Source organism: Acidiluteibacter sp. (genome assembly GCF_055129545.1).
Map to the genome: position 1 here is coordinate 1 of NZ_JBSRUB010000010.1, position 14714 is coordinate 14714.

Here is a 14714-nt window from a genome sequence, read left to right on the forward strand (position 1 = left end):
TCATATAAATCAAAGGTTAAAGGTTCTCTATTTGACTTTTGGGCAAATAAATTAAATGCCAAGAGTAGAGCAGCAGAAATTATTATATTTTTTATCAAATTTGTTGGTTATCAGAATTCTTTACAACGCCCGTATAAGATTAGTTAGGCGATAGGTAAAGATAATGTTTGCAATTTACTAATTAGCAAAAACTGCTTTGCAGTTTTGTAATTTATCAATCATTACGAAATCTGCGAACAGATTTTGTGGACTTTCAAAAGAAAGCTAAAGTATCGTAACTTACTGATGCCTAATTAATTTTATACCCTGTTATGGGCTTTATTTTTCTTTCAGTCTTGTTCTCAATCTATCAACCTCAAGTTTGGTAATCAGTTTTTGCGATAAATAAGTTGAGCCAAATAAGCTGCTAAACTGTAAAGCTGAAATTGGCTGATTTTGTTTGTTCAAAATCTACCTTGCCACAGTTGGCAATATCCGTTTGGGTTACAAGTTCTATTCAGCGTATTCAATGAAATTTTAGTTTGTCAGAATGTGTCACTTGTTTTGTGTAAAGGATGTGAGTGTACTGATTTTGGTTTTCAAATAACCTTGGTGATAAGTACATATTTGCTTCAATTGTATTGTTTAGGAAATTGTCTTTTCCCTTAATTTCTTTAAGTTCAAGACCATTTCCTGTATTATTCATCATTGTACCCTCATTATACATATGAGTTATAGACATCACTCGGTTATCATGGAAGTTAATGGAATCTTTTATGATATATCCACCAACTTTAAGCTGTTCTTTGAATGGCTTAAGCCAATTATGAATATTACCTGTCAAAGTAATTATTTTTGTTTTTGGATAAAGCTGCCTAATTTTTACGAGGTCTAAGTACATTGATGAATCTCTTGGTGTTACATTGTTATTATCGATAAATTTTAAAATGATATTAGTGTTTTGACTGCATTTTCTTATTAACTCTAACCACGCTTCTCCATTTCTGCCATCTATATTCTCATTCTTAAAAAACTCTAATTTTTTTAACTGCTCTTTCGACATATTTGGAGTAATATGACCCATTAATTTAGAAGGGATTTCTAATGCTAATACAACATTATTTTCATTCTTTGTAATCAATTCACATAGTCCAAATACAAATTCTGCAGGTTCGTTGGTTCCATGCATTTCTCCCATCATAATAATATCATATTCACTAATAACATCATAAATTGGTGAACTTAATTCCATTAAGTTCACAATAGGTATTGCCTTTTCTTTTATGATTTTAATAGGGTCATTAACAACTTGCGATACTACTTGAAGTGAGAGCCCAAAAAGAATAATAGTTTTAATTAGTTTCATAATGTCAGCAATTGCCCATAACATCCGAATAAACCGAAAGGTACGTTTATTCACCTTTTGTCAGGATGTATAATTTTTTATTATTTTAATTTTATTTGTCTTAAAATCAACCATAAAAACGTTTATTAGTCGTTTGTTGTCATTTAAAAATGGATAATTCATCTTTTCATAAAATGAAGAATAAATTTTTCCAAACCCGAAGATAAGTTAAAAAGTCAAATAATTAACTAGTCCATTGAAAAATAAAGTGTTGAAAAGTATAAGCGGAATTCACCTGCACCTTTATTAGAAAGCTGTGTATGGTTGTACAACTTTTCTCCAATTTTCATTAGCAACTAAAGTGGCAGAATCCAACAAGGTAGTTCTACCCATAGTGGCATTCAGGTATTTTTACTCTTTCAAAGCCAAGTGTTTCAGTAGATATTTGTAAGGCAATCAATGAAAATCAATTTACTAGGTGAAGTTTTTTGAGCTGATTGCATGGGCGAAATCTGAAAAGCCTTTTATAAATAGAGTAGGAAACAATTCAACCCAATTAAGATGGCAAATTCAACGACCACTACACATAGTCCAGTTGTGATTAAACTACAGACACTTCTCGACAATAATTTAGAATTGAAGGGAGGACTTTTGGCCTCTTTAAACATAGCAGCAGGTGCGGCTAAAAAACTAAACACTCAACTTTACAATGGGTTGAATGAAGTGTTTGAAGGCAATGCATGGCCAACTACGCTTGAACAGTATTACAATTATTTGGAGCTCTATTTAAAATTGGTTCCTAATGAAGAACATTCTGCTCAATACCCTGACGCTTGGAAAAGTAGTCCTTCGGTAAACGGAGTCAATCAAAAGGTGTACGATTTATTGTGTCAGTTCTTTTGGTTGGTCGATCAAAAGGAGCCGGGAGCAACAATTTCGATGCAAGGCTTCCCTGAATTTGCAGCATGGTTGGTTGAGTTTTCAGACAGTTGGGGAGCATTTTGCAGCACTCCTGCATCGTTAACTGCAGCGTCAAAAGCATCGTTTAAGGCCAATGCAATGTACAATTGGGATTTGTATACTGACAATGAAGCCAGCTGGAAGACCTTCAACGAGTTATTCTATCGTCAGTTTAATGGCGCAGCAGCAGGTACTGGAATCACTCCTTTGCGTCCAATTACCGATCCTACGAATAACAAAATAATAGTAGCTCCTGCAGATTGCACGTTTAAAGCGAATTATCCAATTGATAAAAATGGGAATGTAACCAATGAAATAGGTGAAAAGACCACAGTCACTTTAAAACACACCCATACTATTGGAACGGTCAATGAATTGTTAGACGGCAGCCAATATGCCGATGCATTTAAAGGTGGAACTTTTGTACACTACTTTTTAGGACCATTTGATTACCACCGTTTCCATACGCCTGTTTCAGGATTTGTGTTAGAAAGCCGAGCGCTATCCGGAAATGTATACTTAAATGTGAACATTAAAGGAGATCAATTTGATGCGCCAGATGGCGGAAAAAACGGCTATGAGTTTAAGCAATCGAGAGGTTTGGTAATCATGGATACTGTTGAATTAGGTAAAGTGGCTATTCTGCCAATTGGAATGTGCCAAGTGTCGGGTGTAATGATGACTCCTGGTTTGCAAGGCAAGGACGTTGTAAAAGGTCAGGAATTCGGTCAATTCCAGTTTGGTGGATCCGACATCATTATGTTGTTCGAGAAAAGCCCTGAAGAGTTGTACCTGTATAAGAAAGACCCAGGGCACAATGCGATCCATTTCCAATACGGTCAAGCGGCAATATTAGCCATTTAATGGATTGATTATATATTAATAACGTAACAGAAAAAGCGGTGAGTATTTTTGAAACACTCACCGCTTTTCTATTGAATATTCACGATTATTTTATTAAGTAGTATACAACCAATAAATTAGTGCTCAAAAAGTACTGCAATATGTTATTTTATTGATCAAAGTCAAATTTAGTTAATTGATTATCCTTGTAGCAATAAAATTCATAGCTATGTTTCCCGCCCAATTTGAAAATCTTTTCCAAGAAAATATGATCAAATTCTTCAGTAAGAGCTATATATTTTAATTTTAAGTTATCAGGAAGTTCATTTTCTTGGATAGGTCTTTCTATTTCTAAACCACCATCAAAAGAGTATTCTAAATCCAAGCTACTCTGTCGCCACTTTATTGTGGCCTCTTCTATACCTGATTTTACAGTTAATTTGTTGTGCTTGAATATTTGTAGGGAGGTGCCAATGAGTAATGCAATTCCTGAAATAACCATTGCTGAATATCCTATTTTACGAAACACAAATTCACTTAAATAGGGTAAAATATATTTTACCGTTACAGACGAAATGACTGCACCAATAGCTATTACTATGCCTAGCCCAAATGCGGCTTTTGAGTACAACCCCAATAAGATATAGATAATTAGTTTAATTGAATGTAGAAAAAATTCGTTTGCTGCTCTGGTGGCTACTATTTCTTCTTTGGTAAGACCATAACTTAGATAGAAACGATTAAATAAAAGGCCGATGGCGCCTGTAACACCGCTGACAAATCCTGCAAAAAAACCGACTAATGCTAACACATATTTGGGGTGTGGTTTACTTTCATTTTCGATTTTTAATTTACTCCTGAATAGTTCTGTTACATTGGTAACTAGAAAAAGTGCCACGAAAAATTGTAAATACATAGGATTGATATACTTCATCAACCAAGCACCGATTATTACTGCCGGTATTGAAAATGGCACAAACCAAAAGAATATTTTCCAATTTATTGATTTTTTAAATACTGCAATTCTTGAAACAGAACTAGTAAATGTGCCTATTGTTAAAGAAAACGGAACCACTGAAGCCGGCAGTGTTAGGTTAAGTAGTGGTATTAAAATGAGACTTGCACCACCACCACATATTGCACTAATCCAAAATGCTAAAATTGTCGCAAATAGTAATAGTACAATTTTTAAAATCATTTTTAATTTATTTTTTAAACCTATTATGACAATCTGGTTGTTGCTTCAAATTCCTGTAACGTTTCTTGTGCATGAGCCTCTGAGTGTCTCGCTACTAACCATTAAAAGATCCACCCCCCGCAGGACACGAGCGAAGCGAATTGGCTGAACAATCCCGATCCTTGCCTGGACACCATTATGTAGCAGATAGGATTTAATTAATTTTACATGGTGTTACCCACTGGCTTCTCTTTTCGTAAACTTGCTAGCCCTCAGTGTTATTATATTCACGTAAAAATGAAAATACAATACAATTCAGTTCATTTTTGTGTTTTCGTGCTTTTTAATTTTCCTTTTTTGAGCCACTCACAATTCTTGAAATTATTCCTTTTTGATTTGTAAGTTCTGCGACCAATACACCAGCTATATGGATTACAATAAATCCAACCAAGTAATAAATTCCAAGTAGGTGGATTTCTTCCATTGGTTTTTTGAATTCTTTCGGTCCAAACTCTATTATTAGTCCAGTAACCAAAGAAATAACAACACAGATATAAAAAATGAGGTATGTCCATTTTTGAAATTTCTGTTTTATGGATAAATTTTTACCAAAAGGATTTTGAAACTTTACATGTCCAAAAAGTGGAAGTATAAAACGTAAACTAAATAGTCCAGTTAAGACATAGCCAATGTAAATGTGCCAAGTCCACATAGGTTGTCTTATCTTTTTTGCTAAAACAATAAGTTGGTCTTGAGATAAAACCTGATCAGTACCACTCAAATAATCTTGTATAATGACTGCAACATTGTTTTTATTCATCCACGTTAAGCGCAAAAAAATAGTAATTAACAAAAGCAGAAATGAGACAGCTATTGCCCAATGAATGATTCGATATATTTTAGAATACTTTAAATTTTCCATAAGGCTCATTTTTAGAATCGATTTCTAATTCGCTTATGGTAAATTTACTACAGGACCTAGATTTAAAATATGACTTTTATCACCTTTGTTCATTTTTTAGAGGAGGGAATAGAAAGCTCTTTTATTTTTACCGTTGGATTTTTACGCTGAAAAAAATAAATGTGCTGTTTCGGCGGATGGCTTTAGCTTGTTGCCAACGGTTTGACTATGCGCAGTATCCAGAAGGGCATTGTAAATAGGTGTTGTTATGAGGTTTTTTTTATTTTTTCACTTATCAAAGTCGAAGAAATAAGCCTTTTCATTCTCTTTGTCATACCAATAATACTTGAAGTATTGATTTCCGTCTGTCCAACTGAATTTCCTTAAACTTTCAATTTTCTTCTTATCCCACCATTCAAATTCGTGTTGCAATCCAAATCCATTATCTGAATAAATAGAATCAATTGTCAATTCATTCACTTCGATAATTTTATTGGAAGTTTTTGGGCTGCAATTAAAGGCAAACATATAATCTGCGTCAATTCCAATAGCGTCATCGAAACAGTAGATATTTTTGACGTCTTCCGAAATTTCAACTTTTAAAAAGTCTTTGAATCTTTTTTTATTGTTCTCTGTGTCGGGTTTATCGTGGTCAAAAGGGGGGTAAACTTTGTCAATCACCTTCTGAGTTCGCTCTCTAAGTTCAATTTTCGTTTTTTCTTTAACTTTCTTAGCTACATGTTCAGACTTATTTTTAATGCGGTCACGGGAAATTAGTCCTATTGTAAGAATTAATATTGTCGATTTGTGAATTAGTCGTTTCATTTAAATGCTGCACAGCGTTTATTATATGAAGCGTAACAACCCAAAGGGTGCTATGATTTCATATACATTGTTGAGCTTTCGTTATTCTTTTTCAAATCCATAGTCACTCTCTACAAATGCAATTCTTGTTTTAAATGCACTGTACCATTCTTTTCTCCCTTTTTCTCTTGCAAACGAATGGTCTGTATTCTGTTTCCATTTTTTGATGGACTCTAAATCTCTCCAATAAGAAACAGTAATTCCAAGTTCATTTCTTGCGAATTCAATTCCTAAGAAACCATCTTGAACTTTTGCCAATTCTACCATCTTATCGGCTACATCAGCATAGTTATCATCTACCTCGGTTCTCATTGATGAAAAAATAACCGCATAATAGGGTGTTTTTGGCGTCTTTGCTATCATTTCTAATAAGCTATAATTTGTTTTAAATGGTGTTCTAAATGCACAACGTAATCTCCTATGATATATTCCAAAGTCAATAGGTTTCCACCAACACTAACCTGCTTCATCAAATTCTCTTTAGGTATTCGTCTAATAATTTCAATTAGCTGTTTATTATAAATTGTCCAGAATTTAATTATTTGAATACTCTCTATGTCTTGATATAAATTGAATTTATTCCATTCGTTCTGGTTATAGGAAATCTCCGGGTTTGATTCAAATTGGGCTCTAATGATTCTATGATGGTTAATTGTAGCACTGTCTATTAGGTGACCCAGTATTTCTTTTTTGCTCCATTTGTCTGGTCGATTTTTTGACGATAAACTTACTTCATCAATTTCCATCAAAAGTTTAGGAGCTATTTCTAAAATGTAGTTCAATCGATTTATCGATTCTTTAATCATGTTCTAGTCATTAGAGTATTTGTCAAAAACAATTTTAGCAATATCTGCTATCAATTCTTCACCTTTTTCAAATCCTTCAATATTTTGAATAAAAACGGATATATAGATTTTTCGATTGTCAGGTAATTTGATAATTCCAACGTTATTGATTGATCCAGTAATTCCTTCTTCACTTGTAAAGGAAGTTCCTGCTCGTTGCGCTATTTCTACATTAGGCAATTTACCTTTAAGTCGGTTAATTCCCGTTTTACTTTTCACCATGGCTTGATACAGCCATTCTGTGTTTTCTTTGTTTAGAATTCGTCCTTCCGAAAAGGCTTTCAAAAGATTTGAATAAGCATTTGGGCTGGCTTTATTCATAAACTGAGATTCCCAATCTTGATGCATTGCCTCTTCATTATTTCTAATAATGATGCTTTTGTTAGCAATGAATTCTTCGATGTATTCTTCTCCATTCACCAATCTAATCAATACATCCGTTATATTGTTATCACTCTCTACAACCATCCAAGTTAATGCTTCTTCTAAAGAAATAACTTTACCATTTGGAAAATTGTCTCTAAAGGGACTCCAAGTGTTTTCTAATAATTCTTCAGTCGTAATCAAAAGTTCTTGCTCTTTTGCGAGTTCATGCTTCTCCACCTTATTCAAAACTGCCAATGCAATAGGAATTTTTACCGTGCTCATCATGGGATAGAGATTATCTCCATTTATTGACAGTATTCTATTTGACCTCGAATCAATAATCGATAAACCAATATCAGTTTTAGCATTAGATATTAGTTTTTCTAAACTGCTTTTCAAAGCACTATCAGATTGGTTTTTACTACAAGAAATTATGAGTAGAGTTGTGATTAATAAGCCAATTATTTTCTGAATTTTCACTTCTTTTATTTTTAATAAAGCACAACGTTTATGTATAAGATTAGTGGCGTATTTAAGCACTTAATTTAGCAAATAAACACTAAATAGAAAATCCGCGAGGATTTTCGTAAGTAAGCGAGAACTAGCCATTAATTTTATACTTTGTTGTGTGTAGGCTTTTTTGTCCGAACAACTATTGTATTCGCTGCTAAATCTCCGATGCGTTTATTTTGGTTATTATTCGCTGCTACTATTAGTCCAATCAAAAAGATGTAATCGACAATTCCGATAAAAAATCGACCGAACGCTTGTCCGATTCCAATTGGTTTAAATTCATTCGTTACTACTTTTAAGTCCAAAAATCTTTTTCCGACTGTTTGTCCCCAAATTCCTTCGCTAATTGGCCAAAGAAAAAATCCGATTAGAAACATTCCGAAAGCTGGAAGTCCATTAAAACTATATCCGCCTTCATCGTTAGGCGTTCCAAAAAATAATCCGATTATCATTCCAATAAGCCAATAGATAAAAAAATCAATTAAAAACGCTCCGATTCGATATCTTTTTTTTGCGATTTCAAATCCGCTATTTTGCGTTTTAATTTGTTTTTCAATAGTAATTTCTGTCATTCAGTTTTCGTTTTTCAGCTTACACACAACAAGCGAATAAAACACACTAACGCAGTTATTTACTTGTTTAAATTAATAGTTTGCTTTTCTACTTTAGTAGTTTGATATTAAGTGGTTAGTATAACTTTATCCGTCTAATAGTCACTTATTAGTCGACTATTAAGCGCTTAATAGTCGACTAATATTTTTTATTCCACCAAGATAATGGTTTATTTTAAATCATTCCATAGTAGTTTGAAAAATAAAGTGTTGAATTTATTTTTACCTTATCACGGTTGGTATCAATTTTATTCCAATAAAAATTCTAAAGTTGGGTAATCATTGCTGTTTCTTATAAAAGCTAATTAGCCAATCAAATTGAAATCCAATTTCATTAACTCGTTTCGACACTGCTCATTTATATCCACCAATTACTGAGAGAAATAGAATTAATCCTTGATTTTTAGATTGATTTTAGCTTATTTTTTCGGAGGGCAGAAATAGGGGATGTCGTCCTTATTTTAGAAAGTATATGCGAATGTCTATAAGGTTCAGCAAACAATGGCTTTTATTTGTTAGGTCATTTCACTACCTGTTATTTGACGCATTGTCCAAAATGAGTTTCAAATGGGTCAACTCTGATTTTTGCAGAACGCTTATAAAATAACAACCTGATATATTGTTGGATAAATCAAACGATGTTTGATTGCCATCGGAGCTGTAAACTTTTTGTCCTTGAGAGTTATGTATTTCAATCGAATTGATCTCATTGGAGTCACTATTAGATTGCATTATGAATTTTCCAGAAGTAGGGTTAGGATAAACTTTTAAAAGAACCGTTTCATTTTTTTTGCATTTGTTTGAGAAAATCATAGCCACGTATTCATAGTCTCCATTGTGATCCGATTGCTTTAACCGATAGTAAGAGCTTTTTTTTCTTAGAGTGATGTCTTTTAATGAATAATTAAGCTGTTTGTTTGAATTTCCGGCTCCTTTAACCGTTCCAACTTTACTCCATTGAATTCCTTCAGTGCTATGTTCAACGGTAAAATGATTGTTATTGATCTCCGAAGCTGTTTCCCACTGTAAAATAGTATTTTGTTTTTCACAAAGACCTGTAAAAGATAATAATTCAATAGGAAGTGGTGTTACAGTATGTGGTGTGTTTGCTGTCACCGCATAGATAGATGCTGCTCCTGCAGTAGAAAGCAATCTACCTTCTAGCAGTCCGCCTGCACCCATCGAAATAGCTCCATTACTTGCGATAAGTGTTCCTTTCATATCGGTGGAAGCAGCCAAAGCAATTGCTCCTTCCGCTATCCAAAATACATTGCTCGATAATGCTCCATTGATCAAAGTTATGGTAGTAGAGGCTCCTGTTGTAAATGCCCCTCCAAACTTAAAAATGAAAATGGCATCAGCATTTCCTTCTGCGTCTAATGTTAGACTTCCACCTACCGATCCTGCCCCTCCAATGCTATAGACACCTTCAGCAAGTGTTTCCCCTGCTCCAAAAGCGGCAGCATGTCCCACTACAGTTGCTGGTATACTAAATATTTCATTGTAGGCAGCGATTACATCAATGGCGCATTGCGCAGTGATAGCATTAATAGAATCAATTTTACCATGGACAAAACTTGGAGCGCCAAATCCAGTTATTGCGCCATTATTTGTTCCGATATTTCCGTATACATGAGAGATTCCTGTATTTCCCAAAGCCCCTGTTGGAGTATAAATGACAAAGTCATAAGTAGCCCCTAAATTTGGAGTTTGAGCAAAACTGAGAATGGGAAAAAATAAAACCGATAAAGCAGTAATGCAATTTTTTAGTGATTTAACTTTGTTTTTTATTTGCCACAATTCACTAAAAAATAAAGTCACACGCATTTTTCCATTGTCTGGAAATCGATTATTCTTAGCTATCTTTTCTAAGAAAGAATTTTTTACGCTGTATTTTATCTCTTGATCAATATTTTTTGTAAAATATCCCATGAGGTAAACCTAATAAGGTTGAATCTTTATACTGTTACACAATGATTGGGAAGTGTTGCATAAATCCCACATTTGGGAGGAGCATTTATGGATTGAAACAGAAATTAACAAAACACACCCTTTCGCTTTTAGCTCATTTTATTGGCTATAATTGTTAAATAATTATCTCAAATTCAAGTACTTCCTTTTTTAATAAAACACAAAAACGACTTGAAATTTCCCTCAAGTCGTTTTATTAAAATAATTGGTTGTCTATTTTATTAATCTATTACCGTGATTAACTTATCTTTTGGTTTTCTTACTTTTTCTAGTTTAACCAACCAGTCTTTGTCTGCTTCTCTATAACCAATCGGAAGCATTACACAGCTTCTCAACCCCCTTTCTCTTAGTCCCAATATTTCATCTACTGCTTCAGGGTCAAAACCTTCCAAAGGAGTGGCATCTACACCTTCGAATGCTGCAGCGGCTATGGCTTGAGAAAAAGCAATGTAGGCTTGTTTTGCAGCATGATTAAAGTTGACTTCTGCCTCTTTTTGAGGGTAGCTGCTCAATAACATCTGTCGGTAATTTTCCCAACCTTCATTTTTGAATCCACGTATTTCATTTGTCAAATCAAACATATAATTGATACGATCTGCGGTGTAGGTATCCCAAGCTGCAAAAACCAATAAATGGGAACAATCGGTAATCACAGATTGATTCCATGCTACAGGTTTGATTTTTTCTTTCATTTCTTGATTGGTAATCACAATAATTTCAAAAGGCTGCAATCCGCTTGAAGTCGGAGCCAAAGAAGCTGCTTCTAAAATGTTGTCTATCTTTTCTTGAGGCACTTTTTTGCCATTCATGGCTTTCGCTGCGTATCTCCAATTTAACTTGTCTATTAATTCCATTACTCTATTTTATTTGTTATCTTTTCTTATTTAGTATTTCAATCCACTGATTTAATTGATGTTTCATCAGTATTACATCCTCAAGCTCCACTGATTCAGACAACAGGTTTTCCAACATTTTATCTGGAATAAGAGCTGCCTTTCTCTCCAATTCTTTTCCTTTTTTGGTCAGATTAATGACCACACATCGTTCATCATTTATGGATCTGTTTCGATCAATCAACTCTAGCTTGGCCATACGCTGAAGCAAGGGAGATAGGGTGTTCGTTTTTAAGATGAGTTTTTTTGCAATATCATTAACCGATACTTCATCATTTTCCCAAAGAACCAACAGCACTAAATATTGAGGATAAGTAATTTCCAATTCATCCAAATACGGTTGGTAAGCTTGAGTGATGAGACGCGATGCAGAATACAACGGAAAACATATTTGATTGTTCAATTTTAATTGTTCTGTAGCCATGTTTGCTTAGTTTTTATTGTGGGTTTCTGAAGCGTTCTTTTTTTGCCTCCAAGCTTTCCAACCACCAGTTGACCATAGTGCCCAAGCAATTAAAACCGGTTGAAAGAACAAACGGATTAGTCGAGCTCGATCAGAATCTAATGCTCCAAATGCATCTCGACCTTCTAGGTATTGAGAAATATTTCCGGGAAAGATGAGAACGAAGAAAATGGCCAATGCCCAGCCAAATTCTACCCGTTTGTTCTTCCAAAGAGCTAATCCAAGTCCCAAGGTAATCTCTACAATTCCTGAAAGAATGACTACCAGATCTTTACTCATCGGAACCCAGTCTGGTACTTGCGCCTGAAAGTCAATTCGGTTAAAAGTTAGGTGATTAACTCCAGCATAGACCATGAATAGGGCGAGTAGAATTCTGAAAATGTTTTGAATGGTTGATGTTTTAACAGTCATTGTCTATTATTTTATATCGTTGTCGATTATATCGTGTGAGATACAAATGTACACACTGTTTCTGAATTGATATTCTTTTTAAGTTTTTTTAGATTTTAAACTTTAGGGAGCTAAGATTGAGATTAATAAAATAGGGTAGACATTGCTATCTGAATAACTTTTTGTGTGATTGAGTTTTTTAGCAACTATAATTTGGTCAGCTTCATCCAATAGATTACACTGATTTTAAAATGGATTATAATTTAATAAAATCGAATTTTCATTCAAGTGATTCCTTGACAGAAATATGTGCTTGAGTAAAAATTTTGCTTGTTAACTTTGATTGAATAAAGGTCTGAAATTTAACAATTGCACTTAAAGTAGGACCTGAGCCATCTACGAATTGAAATTAGTCAAGAGGAGTCTTTTAACAGAAATGAATTAAGTCCATTTAAATTACACTACTTTATTGTAAAAGGAGTTTTACGCTTTAAAACCAAGCACACAAACATCATCTAATTGCTCTAAATCTCCTTTCCACTTTTGAAAATTTTCTTGTAGCAACTTCTGCTGTTCTTTCATAGTTTTTGTTCTGATTTCAAAAAGCAACTTCTTGAAATTAATCGATTTAAACTTTTTCCCCCTTTCACCACCAAATTGGTCGGCATATCCATCACTTGATAAATAAATTAAATCACCGCTATCTAGATCTACTGTATGGTTAGTGAACTTTTTTCTTGTGGAATATTTACCAATTGGCTGTTTATCTCCTTTTATTTCTTCTAGTTCGTTACCATTATTTCGGATGATCCACAATGGATTTTGAGCTCCAGAATATTCTAATCGTTTTGTAGAAGGCTGAAAAGCGCAAATTGCAATGTCCATTCCGTCTTTTACGTCCTCAACTGAGTTTTCAAATTGATCCAATATTATTTCTAGGGTTTTGTCTAAAATAGATGCAGGTTGCACTAGTCCGTATTCTTTTACTGCTCGATTAAGGGCATTGCTGCACATTACACTCACCATTGCTCCCGGAACACCATGTCCGGTGCAGTCTGCTGCTGCAAACAATACTAAATCCTCTTTTGCTTCCATCCAGTAAAAATCACCAGCAACGATATCCTTTGGTTCATATACAATGAAACAATCTTTGAGTTTTTCACTGACCAGATTCAACGGAGGCAAAATGGCATTTTGAATTCTTTTAGCGTAATTGATAGAATCTGTTATCTCTTTTGTTTTTTCCTCCAATTGAGAATGTTGATGAAGTACTTCATCTCTATGCTTTTCAGCAAGATTTTTTTGCTTAGAAATTTCTGCCGCTTGAGCCTTTTGTTTGCGATAGTTTTTATAACCAATCACACCTAAAACTCCAATAATGATAAGTATCGCTATAATTAAATAGATAATAGTTTTCTGTTGGTTCAAGGTTTCAACTGATGTATTTAATTTCAGTCGAGTATCTTCTAAATTTTCAGAAGCTTGAATAAGGTTTTTCTCAGATTCTTCTACCTTTAAAATGTTTTTTCGGTATTCTGCCTCCGTTTTTATAATGGAGTCCGATAATCGATTTAACTCTATTGACTGATTTATAATTTGATTTTCAACTAATTCTATGTTTGACTGTTTCTGTTCAACTGAACTTTCTAAATTGTTAATATTAGATTTTAGAGAACTAATTTCAGTTTCTTTTTTGGTTAATTTTTGGATTTCACTATCAAGTTCTGTCTTTAGTTCAGAAACCACTTTGTCAAATTCTTTATCATTCTTTTTATTCGCAGCTGCCTGCTTTGCTTTTTCATCCTCTTCTTCTGTATTTCTGTTAAATACTGAATATGGATCTCTTGGATAGGTCAATTTGCTGTACGTAGTTATAGAAATCTTTTTAAGGTCTTTAGTTACTTTTAAATTTTGCTTTTCAATTTCTTCTTCATTTAATGTGAATTTGATTTTATTTCCTTTGGAGACAAAATTTAGCATGCATTCATCCTCTCGATATTCACTCGTTACTACTAAAACTGGGGAGCTGCCTAACTTGCGATATATTCGTTCAAGCGGATATAATAATTGATTGTTAACATAAACGATGTGGTATGATGTAATTTTATCTAAATCAGAAACTTGAATAATTTCAAAGTTCCCTCCATTGACACCTTTTGAATCAGCATAACTTGCAAATTCTTCGGCGAGTTGTGGATTATTCATAATAGCAATCCTGAACTTTTTTGAAGAATTCATATTTGGCCATGTCACGTTATCAATAAATTGATATAGATAGATCGATTTAAGTTTAACACTCTGACCTTCATTTATCTCATTGTACCTACTGGATTGGGCAAAAGTAAAAAAGTAAGAGACTAGAATTGAGATTAATAAGAGAAGGTTTCTAATGGGACGTTTCAAGGAAAAAATCATTTATTTTAATATAAAATATGATGGAAATATACGCGATTCTTGATAAGTATAAAATAAAATACGAGGTATAGAGCAATAATTGTTGCGAATGACATGAAAATGTAGTTAGAATGCAATTTTTTGAGATAAACTTAATAAGTAAACTACATAAAAATTATATTTTCTGTTTGGTCATCTG

Annotated in this window: 14 protein-coding genes; 1 reads left to right on the top strand and 13 read right to left on the bottom strand. The window is 33.6% G+C overall.

The window, feature by feature from the left end; translation table 11 throughout:
• Positions 1 to 505 precede the first annotated feature (505 nt).
• Entirely contained in the window at positions 506 to 1345 is an 840-nt protein-coding gene (locus ACTB0X_RS04690) for a hypothetical protein (RefSeq protein WP_463023836.1), read from the bottom strand.
• Between the two features lie 540 nt (positions 1346 to 1885).
• Between ACTB0X_RS04690 and ACTB0X_RS04695 the strand changes: the two genes are divergently transcribed.
• A complete protein-coding gene (locus ACTB0X_RS04695; protein ID WP_463023837.1) occupies positions 1886 to 3148 on the top strand; it encodes a phosphatidylserine decarboxylase in 1263 nt (420 codons plus the stop codon).
• 148 nt (positions 3149 to 3296) lie between these two features.
• Here the strand turns inward: ACTB0X_RS04695 and ACTB0X_RS04700 are convergent, their stop codons facing one another.
• The 12 genes from ACTB0X_RS04700 to ACTB0X_RS04755 form a co-directional block, all read right to left on the bottom strand.
• A complete protein-coding gene (locus ACTB0X_RS04700; RefSeq protein WP_463023838.1) occupies positions 3297 to 4325 on the bottom strand; it encodes a sulfite exporter TauE/SafE family protein in 1029 nt (342 codons plus the stop codon).
• Between the two features lie 322 nt (positions 4326 to 4647).
• Positions 4648 to 5226, bottom strand: coding sequence for a cytochrome b/b6 domain-containing protein (locus tag ACTB0X_RS04705; protein WP_463023839.1), 579 nt, complete (start codon positions 5224 to 5226; stop codon positions 4648 to 4650).
• 267 nt (positions 5227 to 5493) lie between these two features.
• A complete protein-coding gene (locus ACTB0X_RS04710) occupies positions 5494 to 6030 on the bottom strand; it encodes a hypothetical protein (RefSeq protein ID WP_463023840.1) in 537 nt (178 codons plus the stop codon).
• Between the two features lie 81 nt (positions 6031 to 6111).
• Positions 6112 to 6432 (bottom strand): antibiotic biosynthesis monooxygenase family protein, encoded by a 321-nt coding sequence (locus tag ACTB0X_RS04715; RefSeq protein WP_463023841.1) that lies wholly within the window; start codon positions 6430 to 6432, stop codon positions 6112 to 6114.
• Between the two features lie 2 nt (positions 6433 to 6434).
• Positions 6435 to 6875: a DinB family protein gene (locus ACTB0X_RS04720; RefSeq protein WP_463023842.1), complete on the bottom strand. Its 441-nt coding sequence runs from the start codon at positions 6873 to 6875 to the stop codon at positions 6435 to 6437.
• A 3-nt stretch (positions 6876 to 6878) separates the two neighbouring features.
• Positions 6879 to 7760, bottom strand: a complete 882-nt coding sequence (bla, locus tag ACTB0X_RS04725; protein WP_463023843.1) for a class A beta-lactamase — start codon at positions 7758 to 7760, stop codon at positions 6879 to 6881.
• Between the two features lie 134 nt (positions 7761 to 7894).
• Positions 7895 to 8365 (bottom strand): RDD family protein, encoded by a 471-nt coding sequence (locus tag ACTB0X_RS04730; RefSeq protein WP_463023844.1) that lies wholly within the window; start codon positions 8363 to 8365, stop codon positions 7895 to 7897.
• Positions 8366 to 8932: 567 nt separating this feature from the next.
• Positions 8933 to 10336, bottom strand: a complete 1404-nt coding sequence (locus tag ACTB0X_RS04735; protein WP_463023845.1) for an ice-binding family protein — start codon at positions 10334 to 10336, stop codon at positions 8933 to 8935.
• Positions 10337 to 10596: 260 nt separating this feature from the next.
• A complete protein-coding gene (locus ACTB0X_RS04740) occupies positions 10597 to 11229 on the bottom strand; it encodes a nitroreductase family protein (protein ID WP_463023846.1) in 633 nt (210 codons plus the stop codon).
• Positions 11230 to 11245: 16 nt separating this feature from the next.
• The gene (locus ACTB0X_RS04745; RefSeq protein WP_463023847.1) at positions 11246 to 11692 is read right to left on the bottom strand and encodes a MarR family winged helix-turn-helix transcriptional regulator; all 447 of its coding nucleotides are present in this window, start codon (positions 11690 to 11692) and stop codon (positions 11246 to 11248) included.
• Positions 11693 to 11698: 6 nt separating this feature from the next.
• On the bottom strand, positions 11699 to 12142 hold the full coding sequence (locus tag ACTB0X_RS04750; protein ID WP_463023848.1) for a DoxX family protein: 444 nt from the start codon (positions 12140 to 12142) through the stop codon (positions 11699 to 11701).
• 462 nt (positions 12143 to 12604) lie between these two features.
• Positions 12605 to 14536, bottom strand: coding sequence for a YfiR/HmsC family protein (locus ACTB0X_RS04755; protein WP_463023849.1), 1932 nt, complete (start codon positions 14534 to 14536; stop codon positions 12605 to 12607).
• Between the last annotated feature and the right edge of the window lie 178 nt (positions 14537 to 14714).

Coding starts and splice junctions, on each gene's coding strand:
- ACTB0X_RS04705 (WP_463023839.1), bottom strand. CDS start 5,226: ATGGAAAATTTAAAGTATTCTAAAATATATCGAATCATTCATTGGGCA.
- ACTB0X_RS04695 (WP_463023837.1), top strand. CDS start 1,886: ATGGCAAATTCAACGACCACTACACATAGTCCAGTTGTGATTAAACTA.
- ACTB0X_RS04750 (WP_463023848.1), bottom strand. CDS start 12,142: ATGACTGTTAAAACATCAACCATTCAAAACATTTTCAGAATTCTACTC.
- ACTB0X_RS04720 (WP_463023842.1), bottom strand. CDS start 6,875: ATGATTAAAGAATCGATAAATCGATTGAACTACATTTTAGAAATAGCT.
- ACTB0X_RS04755 (WP_463023849.1), bottom strand. CDS start 14,536: ATGATTTTTTCCTTGAAACGTCCCATTAGAAACCTTCTCTTATTAATC.
- ACTB0X_RS04715 (WP_463023841.1), bottom strand. CDS start 6,432: ATGATAGCAAAGACGCCAAAAACACCCTATTATGCGGTTATTTTTTCA.
- ACTB0X_RS04740 (WP_463023846.1), bottom strand. CDS start 11,229: ATGGAATTAATAGACAAGTTAAATTGGAGATACGCAGCGAAAGCCATG.
- ACTB0X_RS04700 (WP_463023838.1), bottom strand. CDS start 4,325: ATGATTTTAAAAATTGTACTATTACTATTTGCGACAATTTTAGCATTT.
- ACTB0X_RS04735 (WP_463023845.1), bottom strand. CDS start 10,336: ATGGGATATTTTACAAAAAATATTGATCAAGAGATAAAATACAGCGTA.
- ACTB0X_RS04730 (WP_463023844.1), bottom strand. CDS start 8,365: ATGACAGAAATTACTATTGAAAAACAAATTAAAACGCAAAATAGCGGA.
- ACTB0X_RS04690 (WP_463023836.1), bottom strand. CDS start 1,345: ATGAAACTAATTAAAACTATTATTCTTTTTGGGCTCTCACTTCAAGTA.
- ACTB0X_RS04710 (WP_463023840.1), bottom strand. CDS start 6,030: ATGAAACGACTAATTCACAAATCGACAATATTAATTCTTACAATAGGA.
- ACTB0X_RS04745 (WP_463023847.1), bottom strand. CDS start 11,692: ATGGCTACAGAACAATTAAAATTGAACAATCAAATATGTTTTCCGTTG.